Origin of the sequence: Pseudoalteromonas sp. SG43-7, assembly GCF_014164295.1 — a bacterium.
Taxonomy (GTDB): Bacteria; Pseudomonadota; Gammaproteobacteria; order Enterobacterales; family Alteromonadaceae; genus Pseudoalteromonas; species Pseudoalteromonas rhizosphaerae.
The window spans coordinates 16,053-41,397 of record NZ_JACJEY010000044.1; the positions used below are offsets into that span (position 1 = coordinate 16,053).

General features: G+C 40.7%; 23 protein-coding genes. 20 read left to right on the forward strand and 3 right to left on the reverse strand.

The window, feature by feature from the left end; genetic code table 11:
• The first annotated feature begins 1 nt into the window (after window position 1).
• From H5200_RS17225 to H5200_RS17240, 4 genes are all read left to right on the forward strand, one after another.
• Window positions 2-640 carry an alpha/beta family hydrolase gene (locus tag H5200_RS17225; protein ID WP_182761976.1) on the forward strand — a complete coding sequence of 213 codons (639 nt, stop codon included), beginning with the start codon at window positions 2-4 and terminating at the stop codon, window positions 638-640.
• A 24-nt stretch (window positions 641-664) separates the two neighbouring features.
• Window positions 665-1,033 carry a DUF423 domain-containing protein gene (locus tag H5200_RS17230; protein ID WP_179959144.1) on the forward strand — a complete coding sequence of 123 codons (369 nt, stop codon included), beginning with the start codon at window positions 665-667 and terminating at the stop codon, window positions 1,031-1,033.
• Window positions 1,034-1,071: 38 nt separating this feature from the next.
• Window positions 1,072-2,157: a 23S rRNA (cytidine(2498)-2'-O)-methyltransferase RlmM gene (rlmM, locus tag H5200_RS17235; protein ID WP_182740340.1), complete on the forward strand. Its 1,086-nt coding sequence runs from the start codon at window positions 1,072-1,074 to the stop codon at window positions 2,155-2,157.
• Between the two features lie 176 nt (window positions 2,158-2,333).
• Window positions 2,334-2,687 (forward strand): YkgJ family cysteine cluster protein, encoded by a 354-nt coding sequence (locus H5200_RS17240; protein ID WP_145240659.1) that lies wholly within the window; start codon window positions 2,334-2,336, stop codon window positions 2,685-2,687.
• A gap of 58 nt (window positions 2,688-2,745) precedes the next feature.
• Here H5200_RS17240 and cysZ read toward each other — a convergent pair whose 3' ends face one another.
• The gene (gene cysZ / locus H5200_RS17245; protein WP_220493291.1) at window positions 2,746-3,456 is read right to left on the reverse strand and encodes a sulfate transporter CysZ; all 711 of its coding nucleotides are present in this window, start codon (window positions 3,454-3,456) and stop codon (window positions 2,746-2,748) included.
• Window positions 3,457-3,731: 275 nt separating this feature from the next.
• Here cysZ and H5200_RS17250 point away from each other — a divergent pair, with 275 nt between their 5' ends.
• On the forward strand, window positions 3,732-4,205 hold the full coding sequence (locus H5200_RS17250; RefSeq protein ID WP_259398179.1) for a nuclear transport factor 2 family protein: 474 nt from the start codon (window positions 3,732-3,734) through the stop codon (window positions 4,203-4,205).
• Between the two features lie 102 nt (window positions 4,206-4,307).
• Window positions 4,308-4,928: a sulfotransferase gene (locus H5200_RS17255; protein ID WP_182761978.1), complete on the forward strand. Its 621-nt coding sequence runs from the start codon at window positions 4,308-4,310 to the stop codon at window positions 4,926-4,928.
• Here H5200_RS17255 and H5200_RS17260 read toward each other — a convergent pair.
• On the reverse strand, window positions 4,919-6,310 hold the full coding sequence (locus tag H5200_RS17260) for a hypothetical protein (RefSeq protein ID WP_182761979.1): 1,392 nt from the start codon (window positions 6,308-6,310) through the stop codon (window positions 4,919-4,921). The two genes, H5200_RS17255 and H5200_RS17260, sit on opposite strands and share 10 nt — an antisense overlap.
• Window positions 6,311-6,608: 298 nt before the next feature.
• On the opposite strand from H5200_RS17260, the gene H5200_RS17265 reads away from it, so the two are divergent.
• The 14 genes from H5200_RS17265 (at window position 6,609) to msrB (ending at window position 22,910) form a co-directional block, all read left to right on the forward strand.
• The gene (locus H5200_RS17265) at window positions 6,609-7,070 is read left to right on the forward strand and encodes an N-acetyltransferase (protein WP_182719186.1); all 462 of its coding nucleotides are present in this window, start codon (window positions 6,609-6,611) and stop codon (window positions 7,068-7,070) included.
• 357 nt (window positions 7,071-7,427) lie between these two features.
• The gene (speA, locus tag H5200_RS17270; protein WP_149980707.1) at window positions 7,428-9,341 is read left to right on the forward strand and encodes a biosynthetic arginine decarboxylase; all 1,914 of its coding nucleotides are present in this window, start codon (window positions 7,428-7,430) and stop codon (window positions 9,339-9,341) included.
• Between the two features lies 1 nt (window position 9,342).
• Complete coding sequence (speB, locus tag H5200_RS17275) at window positions 9,343-10,266, forward strand: agmatinase (protein ID WP_182761981.1); 924 nt, start codon at window positions 9,343-9,345, stop codon at window positions 10,264-10,266.
• A gap of 277 nt (window positions 10,267-10,543) precedes the next feature.
• Window positions 10,544-10,747: a DUF1656 domain-containing protein gene (locus tag H5200_RS17280; RefSeq protein ID WP_182761983.1), complete on the forward strand. Its 204-nt coding sequence runs from the start codon at window positions 10,544-10,546 to the stop codon at window positions 10,745-10,747.
• A 5-nt stretch (window positions 10,748-10,752) separates the two neighbouring features.
• Window positions 10,753-11,613: an HlyD family secretion protein gene (locus H5200_RS17285; RefSeq protein WP_182761986.1), complete on the forward strand. Its 861-nt coding sequence runs from the start codon at window positions 10,753-10,755 to the stop codon at window positions 11,611-11,613.
• Window positions 11,614-11,622: 9 nt separating this feature from the next.
• Window positions 11,623-13,659, forward strand: a complete 2,037-nt coding sequence (locus H5200_RS17290; protein ID WP_182761988.1) for an FUSC family protein — start codon at window positions 11,623-11,625, stop codon at window positions 13,657-13,659.
• Between the two features lie 75 nt (window positions 13,660-13,734).
• A complete protein-coding gene (locus H5200_RS17295; protein WP_149980702.1) occupies window positions 13,735-14,466 on the forward strand; it encodes an RNA methyltransferase in 732 nt (243 codons plus the stop codon).
• An 80-nt stretch (window positions 14,467-14,546) separates the two neighbouring features.
• Window positions 14,547-17,942, forward strand: a complete 3,396-nt coding sequence (locus H5200_RS17300; RefSeq protein WP_182719189.1) for a chromosome segregation SMC family protein — start codon at window positions 14,547-14,549, stop codon at window positions 17,940-17,942.
• Window positions 17,943-17,982: 40 nt separating this feature from the next.
• On the forward strand, window positions 17,983-18,735 hold the full coding sequence (gene zipA, locus H5200_RS17305) for a cell division protein ZipA (RefSeq protein ID WP_149980700.1): 753 nt from the start codon (window positions 17,983-17,985) through the stop codon (window positions 18,733-18,735).
• A 93-nt stretch (window positions 18,736-18,828) separates the two neighbouring features.
• Entirely contained in the window at window positions 18,829-20,850 is a 2,022-nt protein-coding gene (gene ligA, locus H5200_RS17310) for an NAD-dependent DNA ligase LigA (RefSeq protein WP_182761990.1), read from the forward strand.
• On the forward strand, window positions 20,843-21,187 hold the full coding sequence (locus tag H5200_RS17315; protein WP_145240691.1) for a DUF3392 family protein: 345 nt from the start codon (window positions 20,843-20,845) through the stop codon (window positions 21,185-21,187). The genes ligA and H5200_RS17315 overlap by 8 nt, the downstream gene beginning before the upstream one ends.
• Window positions 21,184-21,687, forward strand: a complete 504-nt coding sequence (locus H5200_RS17320) for a DUF2919 domain-containing protein (RefSeq protein ID WP_182761992.1) — start codon at window positions 21,184-21,186, stop codon at window positions 21,685-21,687. The genes H5200_RS17315 and H5200_RS17320 overlap by 4 nt, the downstream gene beginning before the upstream one ends.
• 28 nt (window positions 21,688-21,715) lie before the next feature.
• Complete coding sequence (locus H5200_RS17325; RefSeq protein ID WP_149980697.1) at window positions 21,716-22,156, forward strand: hypothetical protein; 441 nt, start codon at window positions 21,716-21,718, stop codon at window positions 22,154-22,156.
• Between the two features lie 313 nt (window positions 22,157-22,469).
• The gene (msrB, locus tag H5200_RS17330) at window positions 22,470-22,910 is read left to right on the forward strand and encodes a peptide-methionine (R)-S-oxide reductase MsrB (protein WP_145240697.1); all 441 of its coding nucleotides are present in this window, start codon (window positions 22,470-22,472) and stop codon (window positions 22,908-22,910) included.
• Between the two features lie 156 nt (window positions 22,911-23,066).
• Here msrB and H5200_RS17335 read toward each other — a convergent pair whose 3' ends face one another.
• A complete protein-coding gene (locus tag H5200_RS17335) occupies window positions 23,067-24,728 on the reverse strand; it encodes a tetratricopeptide repeat-containing response regulator (RefSeq protein ID WP_182719191.1) in 1,662 nt (553 codons plus the stop codon).
• Window positions 24,729-25,345: the final 617 nt, after the last annotated feature.

Here is a 25,345-nt window from a genome sequence, read left to right on the forward strand (position 1 = left end):
TATGACTATCGAATGGATTAAAAGTGACCAACAACCCGCTTTGGCACAATTTATTTTTGCCCATGGTGCTGGAGCCGCTAGTGATTCAGAATTTATGCAGAAAATGGCAAGCTTGCTGGCAGAGCAAGGTATTGATGTTGGCTTATTTGACTTTGAATATATGCAAATAGCCAAGCAAACCAATAAGCGTCGCCCGCCAGATCGTGCGCCTAAATTACTGCAATACTTTGAGCATATATTAACCTTTGTACAGCCAAGCTTACCGTTATTTATTGGTGGCAAGTCAATGGGCGGGCGGATGGCATCAATGCTTGTCAGTGAAGAGCGAGTAACAATGCCAATAATTTCAGGCGTATTGGCATTTGGCTATCCATTTCATCCACCAGGCAAGCCTGATAAATTACGCATTGATCATTTTGGTAAAATACCATGCCCGTTTATAGTGCTCCAAGGCGAGCGCGATACATTTGGTACCCGTGACGAATTAACACAGCTACAACTGGATAAACGCCCAGAGTTTGTGTGGCTAGCTGATGGCGATCATTCCTTAAAACCACGCAAACGCAGTGGCTTTACAGAGTTAGGTAATGTGCAAACTGCCGCTGAGCACGCGGCTAGTTTTATTAAACAGCATATTTAAAGGCATCTTTAGCAGGAAAAAATCATGATTAAACTATTTTTAATGACTGGCAGTTTATTTTGCATGCTATCAGTGGTGTTGGGCGCCTTTGCGGCTCATGGTTTAAAAAGCCGTGTTTCTGAATATGCTATTGGCGTATTTAAAACTGCGGCAGAGTATCAGATGGTGCATGGCCTTGCGTTAATTGCGATTGCCATTTTAATAAAATGGGGAATTAACCTCACATCGGCTGGTTGGTTTATTATTGCTGGTATTTTGTTGTTTAGTGGCAGTTTATATTTATTAGCAATCACCGGTTATAAGTGGCTTGGCCCCATCACACCCGTTGGTGGTTTATGTTTTATTATTGGTTGGACTATTTTATTAGTGCAAGTAGCACGGTTTAAATTTTAATAGAGAATATCGCTCAAAAGAGCAATTAAAGGGTTTTTATGTCAAGTGTAGTGATTTACTGCCGTAGTGGTTTTGAAAATGATGCCGCTGCAGAAATAACATTTCATGCCGCAGAGCAAGGTTTTGCTGGGTATGTAAAAGCAAAGCCAAATACCGGCTATGTTATTTACGAATGTTTTGAAGCGCAGCATAGTGATGAAATCATCAAAAAGGTTGATTTCAAAAATATGGTATTTGCCCGTCAGTGGTTTGCCGGCACTTTACTTGAAAACATGCCCGTCGAAGATCGTGTTGGCGAAATAGTAAAAGCAGCGGTCGATTTTCCACTTTGCTCAGAGCTACGGGTAGAAACACCCGATACCAATGAAGGCAAAGAGTTGTTAACTTTCTGCAAAAAAATCTCTACCCCACTTAAAAAGGCTTTAGAGAAACAAAACACCGTGTTACGCGAACCTAAAGCCAATCGCCCCGTAATGCACATCATGTTTTTAACTAATAACACCGCGTTTGTCGGTCATTCATATAGTTATAATAATTCCCCATTTTTTATGGGAATATTACGACTAAGAATGCCAAGTGATGCACCGAGTCGCTCGACCTTAAAACTGGATGAAGCGTTTAATGTGTTTATTGCGGAAAAAGATCGTGAAGCGCGGGTTCAAGCCGGTATGCGCAGTGTTGACTTAGGTGCCTGCCCAGGTGGTTGGACGTATCAACTAGTGCGTCGCGGTATGTTTGTTAGCGCCATTGATAACGGCCCAATGAATGATGATTTAATGCAAACAGGTCAAGTTAAGCACTTCCGTGTTGATGGTTTTAAATACCGCCCTGAGAAAAGAAATATTACTTGGTTAGTATGCGATATGGTAGAAAAACCAACCAAAGTAACCAGTCTTATGATTGATTGGGCGGTCAACGCATACGCGAAAGAACTTATCTTTAACTTAAAGCTGCCAATGAAAAAGCGCTTTGACAGTGTGTATGAGTGCTTAACGATGATCAAAGAAGAGCTTAATAAATACGGTATAAGCTATGAATTACAAGCTAAGCATTTATATCATGACAGAGAAGAGATCACAGTACATTTGAACGTCACTAAAGTGCCACAAAGTCTATATAGTTAATAAGCTTGCAAAGTTTAGATATATAAAAGCACAGCATTAGCTGTGCTTTTACGTTATGGCGTAAGTCTGCACTAACATAGCATTGCAAGTTACAGCATATAACGCGTAATATAGGGGTTATGGAGAATTAGTTAAGTTGCGGCATGAGTGCACTGCATTATAAAAGGTAAATATAAATGTACAAAAACCAAAAAGTAATCTTGCGATTACGCGCTAACATTCCATCGTTTGAATGTGTTGAAGGTTGTCATGATTGTTGCGGTCCAGTGACAACATCATCTGAAGAAATGTCTCGATTACCGGTAAAAAGCGATGCAGAGCACGAAGCGGCATTAAATGAATTTAATTGTGTACACTTAGGTCCAAAGGGATGCACTGTATATGATGAACGGCCATTAATTTGTCGTTTGTTTGGCACAACTCCAAGGATGCCATGCCCAAATGATCGCGCTCCAGAGCAGCCAGTTGATCCTAAAATTGAGCGCGAAGTGCATCATTTCATCGCTAATACACGGCAAGTTTTAGTGTAAATAGTGCTGCAAATAGGGGACTTAATAATGGCTTATATTGTCGTCCCCTCTGAGCGTTTTATTCGCGATACTTAGGGCGGTATTGATCAACCCACAAGCGAGTTGCGCCGCACACAGCGACTGGCATAACAATTAAATTCACGATAGGAATGGCTGTAAGCAACAATACGGCTAAGCCGAATCCATACGAGAGAGTTTGTTTTTGTTTTAAGTCTTCTTTCATTTCTTTAAAGCAAATTTTGTGATTATCAAACGGATAATCTTTGTATTGCACGGCATACATCCAACAGGTAAACATCACCCATAACACTTGGCCGATAACAGGTAATATCCACAGTAAGATAAAAAAGCCAATGGCACGTGGTAGGTAATAGCACAACTTAGTCCACTCACGGCCAAGCATTCGTGGCACATCTTTCACTATCTCCGCTAAGCCATCATCATTAATTTTTTGACCTGTTAAATACAGCTCTACTTTTTCACTGAGTAAGCCGTTAAAGGGCGCGGCGATGAAATTAGTGATCACCGAAAACAGCATACTGTAGCTAAATAAAATCACTAATACTGCAATAGGCCACATCAGCCACTCCAGCCAACTTAACCACGTTGGTAATAGATCATTTAAATAAGCAAACCCATCGGTAAGCCAGCCATATAAAAAGAATAATGAGCTACCAAAAAGCACGATATTGATTAATAAAGGAATAAATACAAATCGCTTCAAGCCTTTTTGGGTAATTAATTTGAAGCCCGAAAAAAAATATTCCATACCTTGTGTAAACTGCACGCTAAAACCTCTGATCATATCGACATTGCCCTCAGTATAAATTGCTCAGATATTTTGAACAGTATTTTTGCGTAACAAAGTGTTTAATATCTAATGAGCAATAGAGTGTATGGTCTAAAAAGCATTATCTTTATATTGATAGAAAAATCGGAGTTACTGATTGAATCGCAACAAACACTGGGATATGGTTTATATATCAACAATAATAAATTAAACGAGAGATGTTATCGGCTCGTTTATTACGCAGGAAGCTTTAAATGACTATGAAAAAGTTATATCTGTTTGCATTGTTACTAATGCCGCTGGTAAGTCAGGCTGATGTTACTGATTTGCAAAGTAAAATGATGCGTTTAGATACAGCACTTTTTGATTCTTTTAATCATTGTAATAACCCAGTACAACTTGCTAAGCACGCGAGCTACTTCGCAGAAGGTGTTGAGTTTTATCATGATAACGGTGGAGTTACCTGGGATCGCAATTCCATGATAGCTAATACTAAACAATATGCATGTGGCAAGTATACGCGGGAGTTGGTCAGCGGCACGTTTGAAGTGTTTACCATTAAAGATTTTGGTGTGATGACCAAAGGAACTCACATATTCTGTCAAAATGGCGGCAATAAATGTGACGGTAAAGCTGATTTTGTGATGCTTTGGCATGACTTAGGCGACAAATTAGAAATTACTCGAGTATTGAGTTATGGGCACCGTAGTAATATGGATAATAAATAAGGGAGCTTGCGGTTAAACTACCGCTTAACTATGTTGTTGCTCTGTGGGTGATGCTGTCATTTAGGTATATACTAGCAGCCTTTTAAAAATGAGTGACGTTAGATGTCTAAGATATTTATTATCGGTCTGCCTCGAACCGGCACCACGAGCATCAGTGTTGCGTTGTTAGAAATGGGCTTGTTGGTTGCGCATACCGCGTTTACTAAAAAAGCGTTTGAAATAGCTGATGCTATATCTGACGCACCGTGTTTTAGTGACTATATGCATTTAGACGGGTTATTTCCTGGTGCTAAGTTTATTTATTTAAACCGAGACCTAAAAGCATGGTTGCCATCCATCACGATGCTGCTTGAAAAAATGGCGCCACATCTTGATCTTAAAACAGGGCACTTTAGCCCGGTTCTAAAGCGCAGCTTTCATCAAACGTTTCCCTCTATTTACCCGTTGAGTGAGCGCGATTTGGCTGCTTGTTATACTAAACATCAGCAGGCGGTATTTAAGTATTTTAAAGATCGTGATGATTTTTTATCGCTTGATGTGAGCGAACCTGGCGGCCTGTTGAAGCTAAAACAGTTTTTGGGAATGTCGCCAGATGGCGATACTGACTTTGCGAAATTAAATGTTGGCCGTAATGTGGCAAACTGGCGTGAGTATAAACACCCTAATAAGGTGAATGCCAACTTAGCCGGAGCAGAGCACCGTAAGTTCTTTAATTACGGTTGATTTTCAGCTGATTGTGGCTCTTCACTATCTACTGAACTACGAATGTTGCCACTGCTGTAAAAGGTAAGATCACCGATTAATTCAGGAACTAGTCGCTCGCTATTATAATCATAAATTTTATTCATTTGTGTTACGTGGAATGCGCCTTCTATCCGAGCAATATTATTTATTGCCCATGCCTCAACTGAATCTGAGCGAGTAAACTGCTCGGGCATTTTTTCTTTATCATCAAGTAGTGTTTGCCATAATTCGTTTTGGATCTGTGCGGGACTCCCTGTGAATTGCTCTAGCGCATCGTTTATCCAGCCCATGCCAATGTCGTTATAGGCGTTTAGGATATTGTTATAAAGCTCACGTCTATTAGAGTCAGAGCTAATATTATCTTGCTGTGCAACAAACTTACCATTATCCATTTGGTAATACTGCTTATTGGCTTGATAATTAGTTTGCTGTGCAAGGTAACTAAATAAGTTAGGTTCTTGGTCTTTATCAACTTCATTGAGCATTGCCAATACATCATCCGTTTGATGGTTTTTAACTAAGCTCATCATGTCGATGATACCACTGCTTTGTGTAAGCGTACTGTCAGATAAGTGGTCATTTAACTGCATAAGTTGATCTTCGCTGAGGTTTTTTTCTATTAATAAATTGGTGTAGTCATTTGCCAATTCATATTTTGCACTGTTAGCCTTATAGTTTGATTTAAACCAGTTTATGGCTTCAGGCATACTGATCATTTCGACTCTTTCATTACCATGCTCATTTTCACCTAATGGTGACACCGGCTTCTTATAATCATTCCCTTGTTGTAATAATTTATCCATTGTTGCAAGGGTACTGCTCAAGGCATCATCTGACAGTTTGCTTAAAGATGAAATTAACTGTGCACTGTTGTTGTTGTTTTCTGTGCCAAAGTGATAGCTAGATGTTGTAACAACAAATTGACTAAATACAGCAAGCTCTTCATCACTCATTTTTTGCACCAAATCAAGTAGTTCTTGTGTTGGTTTTAGGTGTTGGAACATAAATTTATGTTCACCTTCAAGCCGGTCTACTTGATCTAAAAAAGCATTTATATCATCGGGATCTGTAAAGTCACCATAGCGATAGGTCGGCTCTTTAATCGGTTCACCTATGTTAATGGTGGTGCTAGAGGTGACTCTATAACGGTTCATACCAATATAAGAAGAGGGGGTGTAATCTTGATTAAGTTTGCGGCCTTTAAATGGATCATAAAGGGGCGTACTTGCTGCGTCTTCGAGCGTTGAAAAGTGATCTTGTGGTTCGACAAGAGAAGCGGCGGCTTTAAACTCCGTGGCGCGATTGGCCGACACCGTTTGCAAAGCTATTTGCTGCGCTTGACCAAGATTGGGGAGTTTCATTGTTATTCCTTTAACGTTAACTTAGTTATTTATCGACGCAGGGCGTTAAAACTTTAGTCGTTAATCTATTTTTTAACCCGTACTTTTATAAAAGGCGCTAACGTTTAACACCACAGCAAACTATTATTTTGACGTGCTTGCTACTTTTTAGAAAATAGCTAAGTGTTGTTATTTTGACATACGACAAAGTTGTGACTAATAAGATAGCAAATAAATGAAAAATCCAAAGTTCTGGGTTGTTCATTTGCAACAATTCGGTATAGTTTGTTATCAAACAATAAATATAATTAGAGCTTTTATGCAGTTAGTCGACTTAACCCCTGATGATCCGGATGTGATTAATGTTTTTTCTGATATCGATAGGCTTATAAATTCTCTGTACCCAGTAGCCACGGCACAATCGCTGTCGGTGAGTGAGCTTGGTCAAGCTAATGTTTACGCCATTGGCTTAAAAAGCGAGGAGGGTATTGTTGCATGTGGTGCGATTGTCAGACAGTTTGACACAGTACCTTATGGTGAAATTCGCCGTCTGTATGTCAAACCAAGTCATCGTGGTAAAGGCTTGTCTCGGCGTATAATGCAAATTTTATTGCATCATGCTGGCGAAGAAGAGATCCCTTTGATCCGGTTAGAAACAGGCCCGAAACAGGCTGAATCGATTAGTCTGTATGAAAATTTAGGTTTTCAACGCTGTGCAAGTTTTGGTAATTATACCGATAATCCACATAGCTTGTTTATGGAGTTAGGGCTCAGTCAATAAGGCTAATTAGTGACTAGAAACTGGCTACGCTTTGTGTTTTAGTTTTTGAGTACTTCATCGATTTTATCTCCTACACAACTACGGCTTATACACGGATATAAGTCGTAAATGGACTTGGTCAGCGCCAATTTTATCATTGAGAGTCACGTTTTCGGCTAACTTTTTTATATATATTCCCTTTTAAGCCTTCTATTTTTTATACTAAATATGCCAGTGCCCAACAAATAAAAGGGCCGTTGTTATCGACACTAAAACTCACTCGTTACGAGCAAAAATACTTGTTGGACTTGATAAGCTATTTTTCCTTTAATGCGCGCAACAGCCGCAAGGCATTCATCAAATAAAAGAGAAAGATAAATGAAAGAGACAACATCACTAGAACAAGCTCGCACGAGTTACAATGTTCGTCATTGGAGCCAAGGTTTTTTTGGTATTAATGATCAAGGTGATGTGTATGTTGCGCCCAAGGCTGATGCCCCAGAGCAAACCATCGCACTTATTGATATTGCAAAACAACTTGAAGATAAAGGCTTGAGTTTACCTGCGTTGGTTCGTTTTCCACAAATTTTGCATCATCGCGTGCACAGCTTATGTGCTGCATTTAATACTGCGATTGAAAGCTATGGTTATCCAAAAGATTACTTGCTTGTTTATCCAATTAAAGTAAACCAACAGCGCGAAGTGGTCGAAGAAATTGTGGCAAGCCAAGCGAACGTAGAAAAGAAACAACTTGGTTTAGAGGCGGGCAGCAAGCCTGAGCTATTAACAGTATTGGCATTAGCTGAAAAAACCAGTGCAGTGATTGTCTGTAATGGCTACAAAGACAAAGAATATGTGCGCTTAGCATTAATTGGCGAAAAGTTAGGCCATAAAGTGTACATCGTACTTGAGAAACTCTCTGAGCTGGACATGGTACTTAGCCAAGCTAAAGAGCTGAACGTAAAACCGCGTATTGGTATTCGCGTGCGCTTAGCGTCGCAGGGTAAAGGAAAATGGCAAGCTAGCGGCGGTGAAAAATCAAAATTTGGTTTATCCGCTTCACAAGTATTACATGTTGTTAATCGTTTAAAAGAGACTGATCAACTTGATTTAGTTCAGTTGGTGCATTTTCACTTAGGCTCGCAAATGGCGAACATTCGCGATGTGCGTTTAGGTGTTAGCGAAGCGGCGCGTTTTTATTGTGAACTACGCAAACTCGGTGCACAAATTGAATGTTTAGATGTCGGTGGTGGTTTAGCGGTTGATTACGACGGCACTCGGAGCCAGTCTCACAACTCGATGAACTATAGCTTAGCTGAGTATGCAAATAATATTGTCTACACCATTGGTGATATTTGTAAGCAGTACGAGCAACCATTCCCGACTATTATTTCTGAGTCTGGACGTGCATTAACAGCGCATCATGCTGTGCTTATCTCCAATGTAATTGGCACTGAAAGCTATGAGCCGGAAGAAATTCAGGCGCCAACAGATGACGCCCCATTATTATTAAACAATATGTGGACATCATGGCAACAATTACATGTGCTGACAGACGACCGTGCATTAATTGAGATATATCATGATAGCCAAGGTGATTTAGCTGAAGCACATAACCAGTTTGCGATGGGATTATTAGATTTAACTCAACGCGCCTGGGCTGAGCAAATAAATTTACGTGTGTGTTATGAGCTTAATAAACACATGGATAACAAAAACCGTTTTCATCGCCCGATAATAGATGAACTTAATGCCCGTTTGGCGGATAAGTTTTTTGTTAATTTCTCATTGTTTCAGTCATTGCCTGATGCGTGGGGGATCGACCAAGTGTTTCCGGTATTGCCATTAAGTGGCTTAACTGAGGCACCACAAAGACGCGCAGTATTGTTAGATATTACCTGTGACTCTGACGGTGCACTAGATCACTATGTAGATGGGCAAGGCATTGAGAGCACCTTACCAGTGCCGGCATTTAGTGCTGAAAAACCCTATTTAATGGGCTTTTTCTTAGTGGGTGCATACCAAGAAATTTTAGGTGACATGCATAACCTATTTGGCGACACCCACAGTGCAATGGTACACATGGATGAGCAAGGCGACGCAAGCATTGTAGAAATAAACCAAGGTGACACTGTAGCTGACATGATGCGCTATGTTCACCTTGATGTAGAAGGTTTTCAATCATCGTACGCACAGCTGGTGGCTGCAAAATTACCAGCAGACGAGCAGCAAAGTGTACTTGATGAATTGCAAGCAGGTTTAGACGGTTATACTTATTTAGAAGAGCTTTAATATGACCACTTTGTTTGATCATCCAGATCACTCATTGTATTCTAATGGCATGACGTTCTTACGTCAGCCAATGGTACAAAATATTACTGACATCAATGCTGATGTTGTGGTGTTAGGTTTGCCATTTGATATGGCAACCTCAGGACGTCCAGGTGCGCGTTTAGGCCCTGATGCGATTCGTCGTGCATCAGTGCATTTAGCATGGGAAGAAACAAAATACCCATGGACGTTCAAATTGTTCGAACGCCTAAAACTGGCTGATGCTGGAGATTTTACTTACCCTGTCGGTGACGCTGAATACTTTACCGCTAAGCTTGAACAAGCTGCTGCGGGTATTTTAAGCCAAGGTAAAGCAATTTTAGGTTTAGGGGGCGATCACTTTGTAACTTTACCGTTGTTACGTGCGCACGCTAAGCGCTTTGGTAAAATGGCGTTGGTGCATTTTGATGCCCATACTGATACTTATAGCAATGGCTCACGCTACGACCACGGCACCATGTTTTACCATGCGCCGATAGAAGGGCTGATTGATGTTGATCATAGTATCCAAATTGGTATTCGTACTGATTTTGATCAAAGCAAACACGAGTTTGCAGTGATTGATGCGATGGCGGCCAATGATTTATCGGCGCAAACGATTGCTGAGCAGATTAAAGCGAGAGTAGGTGATTTACCTGTGTATATCACTTTTGACATTGATTGCTTAGATCCGGCGTTTGCCCCTGGTACTGGAACACCGGTATGTGGTGGATTAACATCAGATAAAGTACTTAAGATATTACGTGCCCTTAAAGGCATTAATATGATTGGTATGGATGTTGTTGAAGTATCACCTTCGTACGACCAAAGTGAACTTACTGCGATTGCCGCAGCCACCATTGCCAGTGAGCTACTGCATTTGTGGACCTATAAAAATAAATACTGAGCAATAGCTCCAGTAGTAATCCCTCAAAACGTGCTTTAGGCACGTTTTTTATTTACCAGATCCTTATTATCCTCAATATTTTGCTTAAAGCTTAACTTATAATATAACGCGACTGATTAATTTGCTGAGTATGGTGTAACGATTACCGCTATTAACAGCATGTTAAGTAAGATAATGTGATAATTAGCTGCTACTATATTGATAGACACTGTCGCAAAAATTTTACTTGTGATGCTTTTTAGTTTGTTGTCAAAGTACATATAACAGGGGATTGATTATGCACCACACTGTAGTTATTGGCGGCTTAGAATTTAGCCCGTTAGTGATTTATTTCCCAATGGCATTTATTTTAACCGCTTTGACTCGCTTTATTTTACATCGTTTGGATTGGCATGATCGCATCTGGAAAGTGGCCTGGTTTGAAGTGTCTTTATTTATGTGTTTTCTCGCCTTGAGTGTCTTTTTATTAAGTGGAAGATAAATAGAATGGTTAGATATTTACGTATTATGCTCACTATTTTAGTTGTTATCGCGGCTATTTTTGCAGGCCGTTGGGTATGGACTGATTATATGCACACACCTTGGACACGCGATGGTCGCATTCGAGCTGATATTGTTACTATTGTGCCAGATGTATCAGGCTGGGTAACAAAATTAAATGTCAAAGATGGGCAGCAAGTTGCAAAAGGTGAACTGCTTTTTAGTGTTGACCAACAACGTTACCAGGCGGCTTATGATAAAAGTAAAGCAAATACTAACAATAGTTTATATAGCTGGGAACTGGCTAAACATAAGTATGAACGACGTAAAGCATTAAATACTCAACAAGCTATCAGTGAGGAAAGCTTAGAAGCGACCCGCATTAGTACTGAAATTGCCAAAGCAAATTACGACTTAGCTAAAGCGGATCAAACGGTGGCGCAATTAAATTTATCTCGCACGCAAGTTACGGCTCCAGTTGCCGGGCAAATTATTAATTTAAATCTACGCCAAGGCAATTATGTTGCACAGGGCATGCCTGTGTTCGCTATTGTTCAATCAGATTCATTTTATGTAACAGGCTATTTTGAGGAAACCAAAATCCCACTGATCCACACCAATCAAAAAGCGACAATAGAATTACTGAGCGATACAAAGCCATTAACCGGCCAGGTAGTTAGTATTGGTAAAGCAATCGCGAATATCAATACGCAAAGTAATAACCAACTTTTACCTCAAGTGCAGCAGACATTTAATTGGGTACGTTTATCGCAGCGTATTCCAGTTGATATTAAGCTAGATGCTTTGCCAGAAGGGATCCAGCTAAGCGCAGGTATGACAGCGACTATTCACCTTGCTACGGAATAGGTATTAGTTTTGCATCTTGTTTTAAATAATCTTCTATGCCCCAAAGAACAGGCTATCAAGTTTGCATTAAAAGGGGTGATTGCCATGGCAATGTCGTTGACAATTGCCATTTATTTAAATCTAGATCGACCTTATTGGGCACTTGTTTCTGCGGTGTTTTTACAGATCCGCCCTGAAAGTGGCCTCGTTATTGAAAAAGCGCTTTGTCAGATTGTAGGCACTTTGGTGGGTGGCCTATTTGGTATTTTAGTGCTCACTCAGCTCAGTGCTTACCCTTATTTAGCGCTGGGTGGATTGGCTTTTTGGCTCGGTTTAAACTCTGCATTGTCAGCTATGGTGCGCCAAGCAAATTTTGTTTACGCATTTGCTATGGCCGGCGTAACGGCTGCTATCATTATTTTGTTAGTGATGGTAAATCCTGCAACAGTCAGTAGTGAAAGTATCTTCTCGGTGGCGCAATCACGAGTAAGTGAAATTATAGTCGGTTCAGTATGCGCAGGGTTAGTGAGCCATCTATTATGGCCTGTTAAGGTCAAGCAGCTCTTACAAACGCAGGCAAAGTCTGTCATTAATCAAACGTTACATTATTTGGTAACTGAGCTTGATAAAGCGGGCTCTTCTGAAAACCGTCATCAGCAAATAGATCGCATAATGGCAACGCTTGGCAGTATTAGTGAAGACTCAAGTGCAGTTCGCTACGAAGGGCCAAAAGGTCCAGGGCGTTCAAGGGCTGCCAATCAAATCGCACAAAAAGTTTTATCTCTTCTTGCCTTAGTACAAATAATGGGGCGCTTACAGCGTAATCATCCTGAGCAAATCACACCAAAGATTACTCAGTTAATCAAGCAATTAAAAGATATGTTTACGCTAATAGAAAAATCAGACTGTTTTGAATACTGTGCTAAAGAAGTAAAACAGTTGCGGCGCGCATTAACTGATCACCGGGCGCAACAAACCTGTGAGCTGCCATTTGAATCACATATTTTAAATGTCAGTTTAGATATCGCGAATGAATTAACAATTTTATTGCGGGCATATAAAGCATTAGAGCAACGAGATAAAACACTGCTTAATGCTCCGAGCATGTTGACATACCGAGATCCATTAGCAGGTATTATTGTTGGTTTTCGAACCAGCTTGGTATTTTCAATCGGGGCATTTATTTGGGTTAATACTGGATCATCCGCTGCATTATTGATCATGATTTTACCCGTTATTTTTTCGATTATGTTGGCTCGTATCCCGCTGGCAATTTTACAAATAGTTATGAAGCGATTGTTAGTTGGTGTTGTGGTAGCCTCGTTTGTGGCTATTTTTTATGCTTTAAATTTATTATCACAAAGTGGTGGGCAACTTGAAATATTATTGTTGGTGTTAGCTGGGCCATATTTTATTGGCTTATTGTTACTAGGCGATCAGCAAACGTTACCTTACGGGCTAGGGTTCTGTATTCCATTTACGATTTTAGTTAAGCCCAGCACTGACATGAGCCTTGCGTTTTCAATCAATTATACGCTCAGCTCAGCTTTGGCTATTTTTCTTGGAGTATGTATTTTATTTTGGATTTTCCAACTATTTACAGGTCCGAGTGTGCAGTTGTTAGTGCATCGCGTGTTTAAAGCAACCTATAAAGATTTATCAGAAATTCATCAACATAGATCACCCGCTCTTTGGTATAACCGACGTATGGCTGATCGGTTACTGCGTTTAACCAATTATGATCAAGGCTCAGAATCACGTGCTATTACTGATCTTGCTTTAACTGGGCTTAATCTAGGTCATGCGTCGGTGCGTTTACACTCAATTTGCCAACAGGCAGTGGGTGATAATCAGCTTAAATATTTACAAAGGTGGCAAAGCTCACTGGCTAGAGCCTTTTTGCTGGCTACAAAAGGCCAGTGCGATGATACGTTTACAATGGCTTGTGATGAGCTTTACAACGAACTGATGATACATGTGAGTGATACATATCAGCTTGAAGCCATTAAAGGTATGTTTATCCGTATTAATATGACTTTTGAACGCAGCGCAAACAGCATTAATTGATCCTGTGAGGTTTTTTCAAGTTCAGAACTCGATGTTAAATCTGCTATACTGTGCCCATCATTTTATGGGGCTGTTATGATTTCAAAAAACCAACTCAAGTTAATTCGTGCATTAGGTCAAAAAAAGTACCGAAAGCAACATAATCAATACCTTGTGCAAGGTGAAAAAAACGTACTTGAGTTATTGGCAAGTGGTTTAACAATTATTGATATATTTGCGACAGCAGCCTTTATTGCGCAGTTCCAGCAGCAGTTTACTCACGTAAACATGATTGAAGCCGATGAAGATGTGTTAACTAAAGCAAGTACTTTAGTGAGTAATAATGCAGCTATTGCGATAGTTGACATGCCAACAGCGAGTGCACCGCAGGCAAGCGGTTTAATCTTAGCCCTTGATGGCGTATCTGATCCAGGCAACTTAGGTACCATTATCAGAGTAGCTGATTGGTATGGGATCAAGCATATTGTCACCAGCACAGATAGTGCCGATGCTTATAACCCTAAAACTATTAGCGCCACTATGGGCTCGTTTGTTAGAGTCTCAGTGAGTCAAGTTGAGTTGCCTGCGTACTTAAGTGGTTTAAACTTACCTATTTATGGCGCTTTTTTAGATGGAAAAAGCGTGCATAAAACTCAATTTACAGGCCAAGGTGTTTTGTTAATGGGTAGTGAGTCTCATGGAATACGTCAAGCTTGCGCAGCATTGGTAACAGATAAAATAACCATCCCCGCTTTTGGTGGTGCAGAATCTCTCAATGTAGCCATGGCAACGGGTATTATTTTAGATAATTTTAAACGCCAAGCTTAATCCCTGTACTTACTTTTATCGTCAAGAACGGTTAAATTAAATACTCAAGCTATAACAATAACAATCGGTAAACCAATTAGATGCGTTTGAGCACCATAAAATTAGCGGGTTTTAAATCTTTTGTAGAGCCCACTAAAATTCCATTCCCAGATCAAATGACCTGTGTCGTTGGCCCAAACGGCTGCGGCAAGTCTAATGTCATCGATGCTGTGCGTTGGGTGCTTGGCGAAAGCTCTGCTAAAAATCTGCGTGGCGATGCCATGACCGATGTTATTTTTAATGGCTCAACCAATCGCAAACCTATTTCTCAAGCGTCGGTTGAGTTGATTTTTGATAATACCCAAGGGCACTTACCGAATACTTTTGCCGATCGAAATCAAGTGGCTATTAAACGTTTGGTAACACGCGACGGGCAATCGCTGTATTTTCTCAATGGCAGTAAATGCCGCAAACGAGATATTACCGATATATTTTTAGGCACAGGTCTTGGTCCGCGTAGTTATGCGATTATCGAGCAGGGCATGATCTCGCGTTTAATTGAGAGTAAACCGGCAGATTTACGGGTGTTTTTAGAAGAAGCAGCAGGCGTTTCAAAATACAAAGAGCGCCGTCGTGAAACGCAAACCCGGATCAAAAGTACCCGCGAAAACCTTGAACGCTTACTCGATGTTCGCCAAGAGCTGCAAGCACAAGTTGATAAACTGGCAGTACAGTCAGTTGAAGCAAAAAAATACCGCGAGTTAAAAACCCAAGAGCGCACTTTAAAAGGGCAACTAGCGGTCTTAAAATGGCAAAAGCTACATCAGCAACAAGTGACTAAAGCCGACACAATGGCCAAGCTGAATGAGCAAATTAGCTTTTTTAAAACTGCTCATTCAGGTCATGACGATGTACTAGCAAGCCTTGAAAACCAAGTGCAATTGCAACTTGAAAAACTCAATGATGCGCAGCAAGCCCAGCACCAAACGCACACTGAATTGACTCGTGCTGAGCAACAGCAAATAAACTTAAAACAACAACAACAAGCGTTTAGTCACAATCTGATCAAACAGCAACAGTTGCAGTTACAAAATCAGCAGCTGCAACAACAACAAAAAGACCATACTGATGAGCTACAAAATGCGTTACAAGAGGCAATTGAACATACTTTAATATGTACAGAACAAGTCACTGAGATGGCCGACGCGGTGGCACAGTTGCACAGTGCCAAGCAGCGCAGTGCTACTGATTGGCAACGAGTTAATGAACAGTTTCAGGCTATTAATACGCAATATAGCAAGCAACAAAATATAGCCGATCAACAGCTGCAAAATTTGCACTATATTAAAAACCAGCAAACGGCATTAGAAAGCGAATTAATAGAGCTGGCAGAAAACCCAATTGCTGAACAAGTAGCGCAGCAGCAGCAGTTAATGCAGTCACTAACGCAAGAGTTAGCAGCAAAACAAACTGCCTTAAACAAAGTAAATAGTAATAATCAACAAGCTCAAAGCGTGTTACGCACCTGCCAAGATGCACATCAAACACTAGCACAACAACAAAACGAGAATAAAGCCAAAATAGCAGGCTTGAATACAATACTCGCAGATACTCCAGCGCAAGGTAGTGGCGATGTTTTGGCACAGTTAGTTGTACGTACTGGATTTGAGCATGTGGTTGAACAAGCATTACAAGGGCTTGAACAATTAAATGTGACATCTATAGCAACACCTAACGGAGTATGGCCAACTACCGACACCGCACCGCAAAGCTCATTAGCGGTGTTTATAGAGCAAGGGGTTTACCCTGATTTATTACATCGCATTAAGTATAAAAATGATTTTGAACATAATGATTTAGCGGATGAGTATTGGCTTGCAGTGATTGATCGCCAAGGTAATATTCAGGGCCGCAATTGGTATCAACAAGCCAGTAAAAGTGCAGAAAATTCGTTGCTGATCAAACATAAACAGTTGGCCGAAGCAACGCAGTTAGCATCTCAACTCAGTGACGAACTAGCTATACAAAGCAATAAGCTTACAGAACAACAGCGAGTCTGTGAGCAATTGAAGGCACAAAGCGAAGAGTTAAAAGCAGCGGTACATCAGCTTGCTCAACAAGTGGCCTCAGGAAGCACTCGTCGCGATATGCTCAAAGAGCAATTACAGCAGTTTCAGAATCAACAACATAAATTACAAGCGAAGCTACAGCAGTTAAACGTTGAACACACGAGCATAGAGAATAAAGTGGCTGAACAACAGCAACATATAGCAAGTGTGGCAAAACAGCGTGATGAAATAAGTGTTGCGCTTAATGATGCTCAAGTGCAGCAGCAACACACTGATGAGCAATATAAACAGGCAAACGCTCAGCTTGAACACTATAAAACGCTTGCCCATCAGGCGACACTAAGTGAGCAAAAAGCGCGCAGTGAATGTCAACTCAGTGACACTAAATTACAGCATGCAACGACCGCCAGCGAAACCGCCAGTGAAGCTGTCAGTGAGTTAACCGCGCAAATTGAAGAGTTGGTGATCCCATTAGAAGAGGTCGCAGAGCAAATAATATTATTGTTGGAGCAACATCAACAAAGTGACATTGAACTCAAAAATTTGCAAAGTGCATTGACGGAAGCTAAAACAGCTCTTGTAGATAAACAAACAACGCTTAAAGCGTCGCAGGGGGAGCTGGTACTTTTACAAGAACAATTACAACAACTTGCCCTCGAAGAGCAGAGCTTATTAATTAAAGCACAGGCAGCTCTTGAACCTCTGGGTGAGTTACAGCAAAACTTGAAAGAAGTATTGGCACAGCTCCCTGAAAACGCCAGTATAAACACTTATCAAGGACAGCTTAATAAAGTAGGACAAAGTTTAAGTGACTTGGGCGCGGTGAACTTAGCGGCGATTGATGAGTTTGAACAAGCGCAGCAGCGTAGCCAGTATTTAGATCGTCAAGTCGAGGATTTAAGCAAAGCATTGACGACACTTGAAGGTGCAATTGGAAAAATTGATCGCGAAACCAAAACGCGTTTTAAAATGACTTTTGATCAAGTAAATCACGATTTTGGTCAGTTATTTCCTAAAGTATTTGGCGGCGGCAGTGCATATCTTGAATTAACCAGTGATGACTTACTGGAAAGTGGTGTTAGTATAATGGCACGCCCACCGGGCAAGAAAAATTCAACAATTCACCTTTTAAGTGGTGGAGAAAAAGCGCTGACCGCATTATCATTGGTATTTTCAATATTCAGGCTCAATCCAGCTCCGTTCTGTATGCTGGATGAAGTTGATGCACCATTGGATGATGCGAATGTTGGGCGATTTTGCCGATTAGTGGAAGAAATGTCACAATCGGTGCAATTTATTTATATCAGTCATAATAAAATTGCCATGGAAATGGCTGGCAGGTTGACGGGTGTAACAATGGCTGAACCGGGCGTTTCGCGTGTGGTCGCTGTAGATATTGAACAAGCGGTGCAAATGGCACATGCATAAATATTAATATTTGAGTAGATAAATAATAAAAGGTGAGGGGATGGCCGAACAATTAAGATGGGTTTTAATCATTATCAGTGTAATTGTCATTGGTGGATTATTAATACATGGCCTATGGTCAGTTCGTAAAAAAGATGCACCCGTTGCGACTAATGATGAGCGGGTTGAGCCTGCAGATCAAGCGCCTACTGAGCGTCAAAGCGTAGCTGAGCCAGCATCTCATACTGAGCGTGATGAACCGCAGTTTGGGGATTTAAGTTTCAGTGCTGATGAAAAGCAACCACACTCTTTTGCAGCGTCAGATGACGAACCTGCCGCTGAGGTTGATGATGTGACTACTGCAACAGATGCAAGCGTAGAGGATGAAGCTGAGCAACCGGCTGCAAGTGATTTTATCATTGTGCATATTCAAATGCCTGAAGGCTTGAGTATGGAAGGCAGCAAATTATTGCCAGCAGTAAACACACTTGGCTTTAAGTACTCTGAAGAAGGCTTTTTTAATCGCCATTTAGATCCTGCTGGTCATGGTCCAGTGCTGTTTCGGTTAGTGAACATGTACAACCCTGGTACTTTTGACATAGATAATATGGAACAATTTAGCACCGCTGGAATTAGCTTGTTTATGACCTTGCCGTGTGATGGTGACGGGCTTGCTGCATTTAATATGTTGCACAGTGCGGCTAAAAAGTTAGCAGATGAATTTGGCGCCGTTATTTTAGACTCACAACGAGAAGAAATGACCGTTGATAGTGTGCGCAATTATGTTGAAAAAGTGAGACGCTTTTCAGCTTAATCACCTGCAATATACAGTTAATTAATTAAGAATTTTATAAGCCACTTGGCGATAACTCGTTTAAGTGGCTTTTTTATGTTTTTTGAGGTCAGTATGTCCACTTTAGTGTTAGCGCAAATAACGCAACTTCGTCAGCAGTTAGAAGATCACAATCATAATTATTATGTACTTGATAACCCAAGCATTCCTGATGCAGAGTATGATCGTTTATTACAACAATTAAGTGCGCTTGAGGTAGCAAATCCTGAGTACTTGAGTACTGATTCACCGACCCAGAAAGTAGGCGGTGCGGCGCTTGCTAAGTTTGAGCAAGTCACTCATCAAGTGCCGATGTTGTCACTTGATAACGCTTTTAGTGAAGAAGAGTTCAGCGCTTTTAATCGCCGCATTAAAGAACGTTTGATGGATAACAATGAGCTGACCTTTTGCTGTGAACCAAAACTTGACGGTTTAGCGGTGTCGATTTTATACCGTAATGGTGTGTTAGTGCTGGCGGCAACGCGTGGCGACGGGCACACCGGCGAAAATATTACCACTAACGTTAAAACGATTCGTAATGTACCGCTAAAATTACGTGGCGATGACTTTCCCGAGGAAATTGAAATTCGTGGTGAAGTGTTCATGGATAGCGCCGGATTTGACAAACTTAATGCTGAAGCCGAAAAGCGTGGCGACAAAGTATTTGTTAATCCACGTAATGCAGCCGCAGGCAGCTTGCGTCAACTCGATTCAAAAATCACCGCCAAGCGACCTTTGATGTTTTATGCCTACAGTATTGGTGTTGTGACAAATGGTGAATTACCAAGTGATCATTACCAGCAATTGGCTAAGCTAACTGACTGGGGGTTACCACTTTGCCCGGAAACAAAATTAGTCGAAGGCCAGCAAGCTGCTTTGGATTACTATCAAGATATACTTGAGCGCCGCAGCAGCTTGAAGTATGAAATTGATGGTGTGGTGATCAAAATAAATAACAAAGCACTACAAGAGCGGTTAGGTTTTGTAGCGCGAGCTCCGCGTTGGGCGATTGCGTATAAGTTTCCTGCGCAAGAAGAAATCACTCAGCTACTGGATGTTGAATTTCAGGTAGGGCGCACTGGCGCAATTACCCCTGTGGCTCGTTTAGAGCCGGTATTTGTTGGTGGTGTCACGGTTTCAAATGCAACGTTACACAATCGTGATGAAATAGAGCGTTTGGGTGTAAAAATTGGCGATACTGTGATCATTCGCCGTGCTGGTGATGTGATCCCACAAATCACCCAAGTGGTATTAGAGCGCCGTCCAACAGATGCCAAAGAGATTGAGTTTCCGGCTACTTGTCCAATTTGTGACTCCCATGTTGAACGCATTGAAGGCGAAGCCGTAGCGCGCTGTACAGGAGGTCTGGTGTGCCAAGCACAGCGTAAAGAAGCGATCAAACACTTTGCTTCACGCAAAGCACTCGATATCGATGGCCTTGGCGATAAAATTGTTGAACAGCTGGTGGACAGAGAGCTCATTAAAACGCCAGCAGACTTATTCATACTTAAACAAGGACATTTTGAATCGCTTGAGCGCATGGGGCCAAAATCGGCGAAAAACCTAGTAGCTGCACTTGATGATGCAAAACAAACGACGTTGGCTAAGTTTTTATACTCATTAGGTATTCGTGAAGTCGGTGAAGCGACGGCGCAAAATTTAGCTAATCACTTTTTAACGCTAGATAAAGTAACTGCGGCAACAACCGAAGCGTTAGTCGAAGTTAGTGATGTTGGGGAAATTGTAGCCAAGCATGTGCGTGGTTTTTTTGCTGAGCAACATAATTTAGATGTCGTAACTGCCTTGCTGGAGCAGGGTATTCATTGGCCAGAACTCACGCCGCCAAGCGAAGACTCACAACCGTTAGCAGGCTTAACCTATGTGTTAACGGGTACTTTGAACGAGCTTAATCGAAATGATGCAAAAGCACGCTTGCAGCAGTTAGGGGCGAAAGTTTCAGGTAGTGTATCAGCTAAAACCGATGCGTTAATAGCGGGTGAAAAAGCCGGTTCTAAGCTCACGAAAGCACAAGATTTAGGCATTGAAATACTGACCGAAGATGATTTAATTGCATTACTGGCGCAACATAATGGATAGCATTATTACGCTTTTTCAGGATTTAGCACTGACCTTTGGTCAGTGGCTAAAGCCTTACTTATATAATATCGCATTGTTACTGGTGGTGTGTTTGGTGTCTTTGTATGCAAATGAGATTATCAAAACCACGAAACGCTTTGTAGCAAGGCGCCACTTTATACTCAGAGTATGTGCATTTGTACTGGTAACCGGGTTTGGTTTTGGCTTGTTAGTAGTATTTGTCACTCCATTACTAAGCCAGTTACTGATGTTCTTTGGTGTGCGCTGGTTAGGTGTTACAGCCGTGGCTGCATTCATATTACTTGGCGTAGTAGCCGAGAGGAAAAACCAGTTATGAAGCGTTATGGACCAGAGTATTGGGACAAATATGGCACCTATCGCACTCCAATCGCGTTTCATTTGAGTTTACTGGTATTACTTCGTGCCTACTTTATTTGGATCATTGCGGCACTGAGCAGGCGTCCTGAGCTTGATTTAATGTCATTAGTGTTTAGATCTAAAGCTGACTTTTTCTGTGCGTTGGCTATTGGTGCAATAGCCATTATTCCTGCCGTAATTTTTTGTTTGCGCAGGCCACAAAAAAGCGCAGACAGTGCAGCATGGTTAGCGCGAGTGTGGCGTTTTATGCGGTGGCCATTATTAGCATGTGCAGCGATAGATTTAAGCTGGCTGATTATTCAAGCCGCTCATAGTTATTATCAGTTTTCGATGTTTTTAGCGCTGCAAATGGTGACGGTATTGTGGGTATTATTATATTTAGCAAAAAGTCGTTATTTAACGGTGTTTTTTAATGATTGGCCCGATCCTGAAACCGATGAAAAAAGTGCAAGTAAGTAATTCAGGTTAACGTTGCAAGGAGTCTTTGATGCGTAAAATTAATCAATTACTGGCGCTGATCGTCGGCTGTTTCGGTATCGTGTTATTATTGTTGAGTGTATTTACCATGTTATTTCAGCAAGCGTGGTTTGTATTGTTAATAGCTGTATGGCTATTTGTATTTAGCTCATGCTGTTATCGGCTAACACCACTATTTAAAGCACGTAATAGCCTAGATAAGTTTATTCGACGCGAACAACAGCACCTTTTGGTCTTTACCCTTTCAGGTTTTTTTGACCGTACTCACGGCCCACAATGGCTGCTTATTGATAGTATCAAGGAAATACAGTGCCATGATGACCAATTCTTAATTCTCTCCAGCGAACAGCGTCAATGCTCAATAGGCTTACCGGCAACTAAAGCAGAGCTAACACAATACTTTAATACACTATTGACTGAAAATGAAAAAAAATTAATTACCATTGTATGAAACTAAATAGTGATCAACAGGGTATATATAGTATGTAACAGCAAATAGGCTTAGTAAGAATCTGTCATTGGTGTACTGAAGCTATTTAGCTCACTAATAGGCGTTGAGTCTGTTGAGATGGCTGGTTTAACAGTGCAGATAAACGTAGCTAGTGAGTTTAAACATTCCCGTAGCCAGTACCAAAATTATTTTTCACCCCCTACAAAACCATTTTGTGCAGTGCGGATAAATCCAAGCTGACAATGTTATTAGCGCGATACCATGATAATGTGGATAGCAATAAATTAACCCATCTTACTCAATGAGGTCAGTTATGTTGAATTGGAATGATATTCTAAACTTTGCCAATAAAGGCAATCCAGAGCCGAGCCGTAAAGTAGTAAAAACCGAGCAGCAATGGCGTGAACAATTAACCGAAGAAGCCTTTTATGTGACTCGTAATAAAGGCACAGAGCGCCCACACAGCTCAGATAGCTGCACCTTGTTTGAACCTGGTAAGTACGCCTGTGTATGTTGTGATAACTTATTATTTGATGGTGATGAAAAATTTGATAGCGGCACTGGCTGGCCATCATTTACTCAACCCGCGCAACTAAACTCGATTGCTTACAATGGTGACAAGACCCACGGTATGCAAAGAATAGAAACTGTATGTAATGTATGTGATGCGCACTTAGGTCATGTATTCCCAGATGGACCAATGCCAAGTGGTCTGCGTTATTGTATAAACGCGGTCTCATTGAAGAAGGTGTAATTTATTAGCTCGTAATTGACAATAACCAATGCCTTACTGAATTTACATAATCCGATTCCAGTAAGGCTGGATTTTAAAAGTCATATCACCGCTTGTCAGCGATATTTTGAATTCCTCATTCTTATAAACAACACCTTATCTAAACTATTTATTATTCTATTTGGTTTTGCCTGGCTCTTCTAGATTAGCAAGTGTTAGCCCCATACTCGTTGCTTGTTGTACTATTTTATTAAAGCGTTGTTGCTGCTCGTTGTCTAATGTTGTCGTATTGAGTAACGCATAGCATTTTTTTGCCATCATTAGGTTTAACGTTTGGCCATTTTGCTTGGAACTATCAAATAGACACTGCAATAAATTTAAAGCAATACTTGGATTACGAGGCATTACTCTAAATGCTTGTGTGAATGCTTCAAGAGCGGTATTTAATTGACCACGGTTAAACTGTGTAACTGCATGGTTATTCAGCTCTTTAGGGCCCATTTTTATATCACGGCGTTCACTTTGTTGTTGTTGAATATAACGTAAATAAACAGCATCACTCACTGTTGGATGACGTTCACAATGACTAATAATTTGGTTAAATAATGACTGTGCTTTGTGGTGAAACCCCAGTTCATGAAATGCCTTTGCTTTATCAAGTGCGCCGTCTACAGAGCGAATGTGGCTATCGTCATCGTCGAGCTGCTCAATCAACATTTTCGCTTTTTGATGCTCATCTTTCAAATAGTGTAAACGGGCATTTAAAACATCTATTTGCGCCTGATTGTGACTATTTGGAAATTGGCTTTTTAAATCAGCTAAGTATTTATTGGTTTGTCTTGAAATACGTTGAATTTGATCGCTTTGATCTGTTGTTAATGCAAAATCAATACCCGCCCGTGCTGCATTTAAATATACGTCAGGGTGATCGTGAATCGAATGTTTGGCAAAGTTGGCGATGTCTTTTTGTGTAAGGTAATTTTTTTCATAATCATGATTTACCAGCGATACATGGCTAAGTGATTTTTGGCGCTCGATATTGCGTGGAGCTATATCAACGGCTTGGCTTAAAAAATCTTGCGCTAATTCAAATTGGTTTAATTTAATCTCCAGCTTACCAAGTAAATCGAGTGCGACTAATCGTGTTTCATGACGTAGCAGCATCGTTTTTAGCATTCTTTGCGCAAGAATATGCTCGTTATTCGCAATTAATGCTTCAACTAAACCTACCTTTGCCCATGTAAATTTTTGAATATCAAGAACTGATTTAAAGAAAGCTTTTGCGGTATCTGCTCGTTTTAAGCGAAGTAGGGCGTCACCTTTTAAACGCAATAATATTGCACTATAAGCATTGCCTTTTTCATCAAGCGCAGTATTGATTGCTTTTAGCGCTTTAGAGTCATTCCCATCGTCAATGAAATTATATATTGCTTGTAAATGATTTTTACGCAGCAAAATTCGTTCTATACGTGTTTTAAGATCATATATGGTGAATGGCTTGACTAAAAAGTCATCGGGTTGCAGTTCAAGCACGCTGTGTACCAAAGAACCACTGGTTTCAGCTGAAATAAAAATGAACCCAGTAGAGTTTTTTATTAAACGCTTAACGCGTAACTCTTCATATAGCTGATAGCCGTCTTGCTGCTTACTTAAATTAAAAGAGCAAACAATCAGATCAAACTGTTCACTGGTGCACTGCTCTTTAGCCGAATTTGCATGTTCAGCAAAGCGCAGCTGTCGAAAGCCAAGTTTTTCGAGCGACTGTTTCATATAGCTTTGAGCAAGAGGTTGCTCTTCAACTATAAGTATTTTTGCATTAGAAAAAATCTTTGCTGGCATTAGACTTGTGACCACATGAACGTATCAGAGACTATAATAAACAGTCTAGTCGCTGACAAGGGAATTTAAAATTTAATACCGCAGACTTCGTTTATTTGATCAGTTATGAATTTTCAAGCAGCTTGATTATCCAAATTTAGGTAGCGCTAGTTATTGCTTGAGGATTTTTATAGAGATAGGAGACCCTAGCTTTGTAAAGCGCCTAGGTTGATGCTTTTCAAACTTAATTATCCATCAAGGAACACATTAAAAGAGTTTCAGGTTTGGAAAAGAATTAGCGTATTTAGAGGCTTTTTGAATTTTATTTTTAACAGAATTACTAAGAGGTTTTATATGTGGTGGGTGATACTGGACTTGTACCAGTGACCCTCGCCATTATTTGTAAAGGGTGGCGATGCTCTTTTTTTTCAACTGAGCTAATTATCGATTAAAGAATATAACGTAAGGTTTGATTGTGGGTATTAAAAGGTTTTATATGTGGTGGGTGATTCTGGACTTGTACCAGTGACCCTCGCCATTATTGGTGAAGGGTGGCGATGCTCTTTTTTTAAACTGAGCTAATTATCGATTAAAGAATATAAGGTAAGGTTTGATTGATGTTATTAAGAGGTTTTATA

Bases quoted from the DNA above. Each gene is read 5' to 3' on its own strand.
- H5200_RS17225 (WP_182761976.1), top strand. From the start codon at position 2: ATGACTATCGAATGGATTAAAAGTGACCAACAACCCGCTTTGGCACAA.
- H5200_RS17230 (WP_179959144.1), top strand. From the start codon at position 665: ATGATTAAACTATTTTTAATGACTGGCAGTTTATTTTGCATGCTATCA.
- rlmM (WP_182740340.1), top strand. From the start codon at position 1,072: ATGTCAAGTGTAGTGATTTACTGCCGTAGTGGTTTTGAAAATGATGCC.
- H5200_RS17240 (WP_145240659.1), top strand. From the start codon at position 2,334: ATGTACAAAAACCAAAAAGTAATCTTGCGATTACGCGCTAACATTCCA.
- cysZ (WP_220493291.1), bottom strand. From the start codon at position 3,456: ATGGAATATTTTTTTTCGGGCTTCAAATTAATTACCCAAAAAGGCTTG.
- H5200_RS17250 (WP_259398179.1), top strand. From the start codon at position 3,732: ATGACTATGAAAAAGTTATATCTGTTTGCATTGTTACTAATGCCGCTG.
- H5200_RS17255 (WP_182761978.1), top strand. From the start codon at position 4,308: ATGTCTAAGATATTTATTATCGGTCTGCCTCGAACCGGCACCACGAGC.
- H5200_RS17260 (WP_182761979.1), bottom strand. From the start codon at position 6,310: ATGAAACTCCCCAATCTTGGTCAAGCGCAGCAAATAGCTTTGCAAACG.
- H5200_RS17265 (WP_182719186.1), top strand. From the start codon at position 6,609: ATGCAGTTAGTCGACTTAACCCCTGATGATCCGGATGTGATTAATGTT.
- speA (WP_149980707.1), top strand. From the start codon at position 7,428: ATGAAAGAGACAACATCACTAGAACAAGCTCGCACGAGTTACAATGTT.
- speB (WP_182761981.1), top strand. From the start codon at position 9,343: ATGACCACTTTGTTTGATCATCCAGATCACTCATTGTATTCTAATGGC.
- H5200_RS17280 (WP_182761983.1), top strand. From the start codon at position 10,544: ATGCACCACACTGTAGTTATTGGCGGCTTAGAATTTAGCCCGTTAGTG.
- H5200_RS17285 (WP_182761986.1), top strand. From the start codon at position 10,753: ATGGTTAGATATTTACGTATTATGCTCACTATTTTAGTTGTTATCGCG.
- H5200_RS17295 (WP_149980702.1), top strand. From the start codon at position 13,735: ATGATTTCAAAAAACCAACTCAAGTTAATTCGTGCATTAGGTCAAAAA.
- H5200_RS17300 (WP_182719189.1), top strand. From the start codon at position 14,547: ATGCGTTTGAGCACCATAAAATTAGCGGGTTTTAAATCTTTTGTAGAG.
- zipA (WP_149980700.1), top strand. From the start codon at position 17,983: ATGGCCGAACAATTAAGATGGGTTTTAATCATTATCAGTGTAATTGTC.
- ligA (WP_182761990.1), top strand. From the start codon at position 18,829: ATGTCCACTTTAGTGTTAGCGCAAATAACGCAACTTCGTCAGCAGTTA.
- H5200_RS17315 (WP_145240691.1), top strand. From the start codon at position 20,843: ATGGATAGCATTATTACGCTTTTTCAGGATTTAGCACTGACCTTTGGT.
- H5200_RS17320 (WP_182761992.1), top strand. From the start codon at position 21,184: ATGAAGCGTTATGGACCAGAGTATTGGGACAAATATGGCACCTATCGC.
- H5200_RS17325 (WP_149980697.1), top strand. From the start codon at position 21,716: ATGCGTAAAATTAATCAATTACTGGCGCTGATCGTCGGCTGTTTCGGT.
- msrB (WP_145240697.1), top strand. From the start codon at position 22,470: ATGTTGAATTGGAATGATATTCTAAACTTTGCCAATAAAGGCAATCCA.
- H5200_RS17335 (WP_182719191.1), bottom strand. From the start codon at position 24,728: ATGCCAGCAAAGATTTTTTCTAATGCAAAAATACTTATAGTTGAAGAG.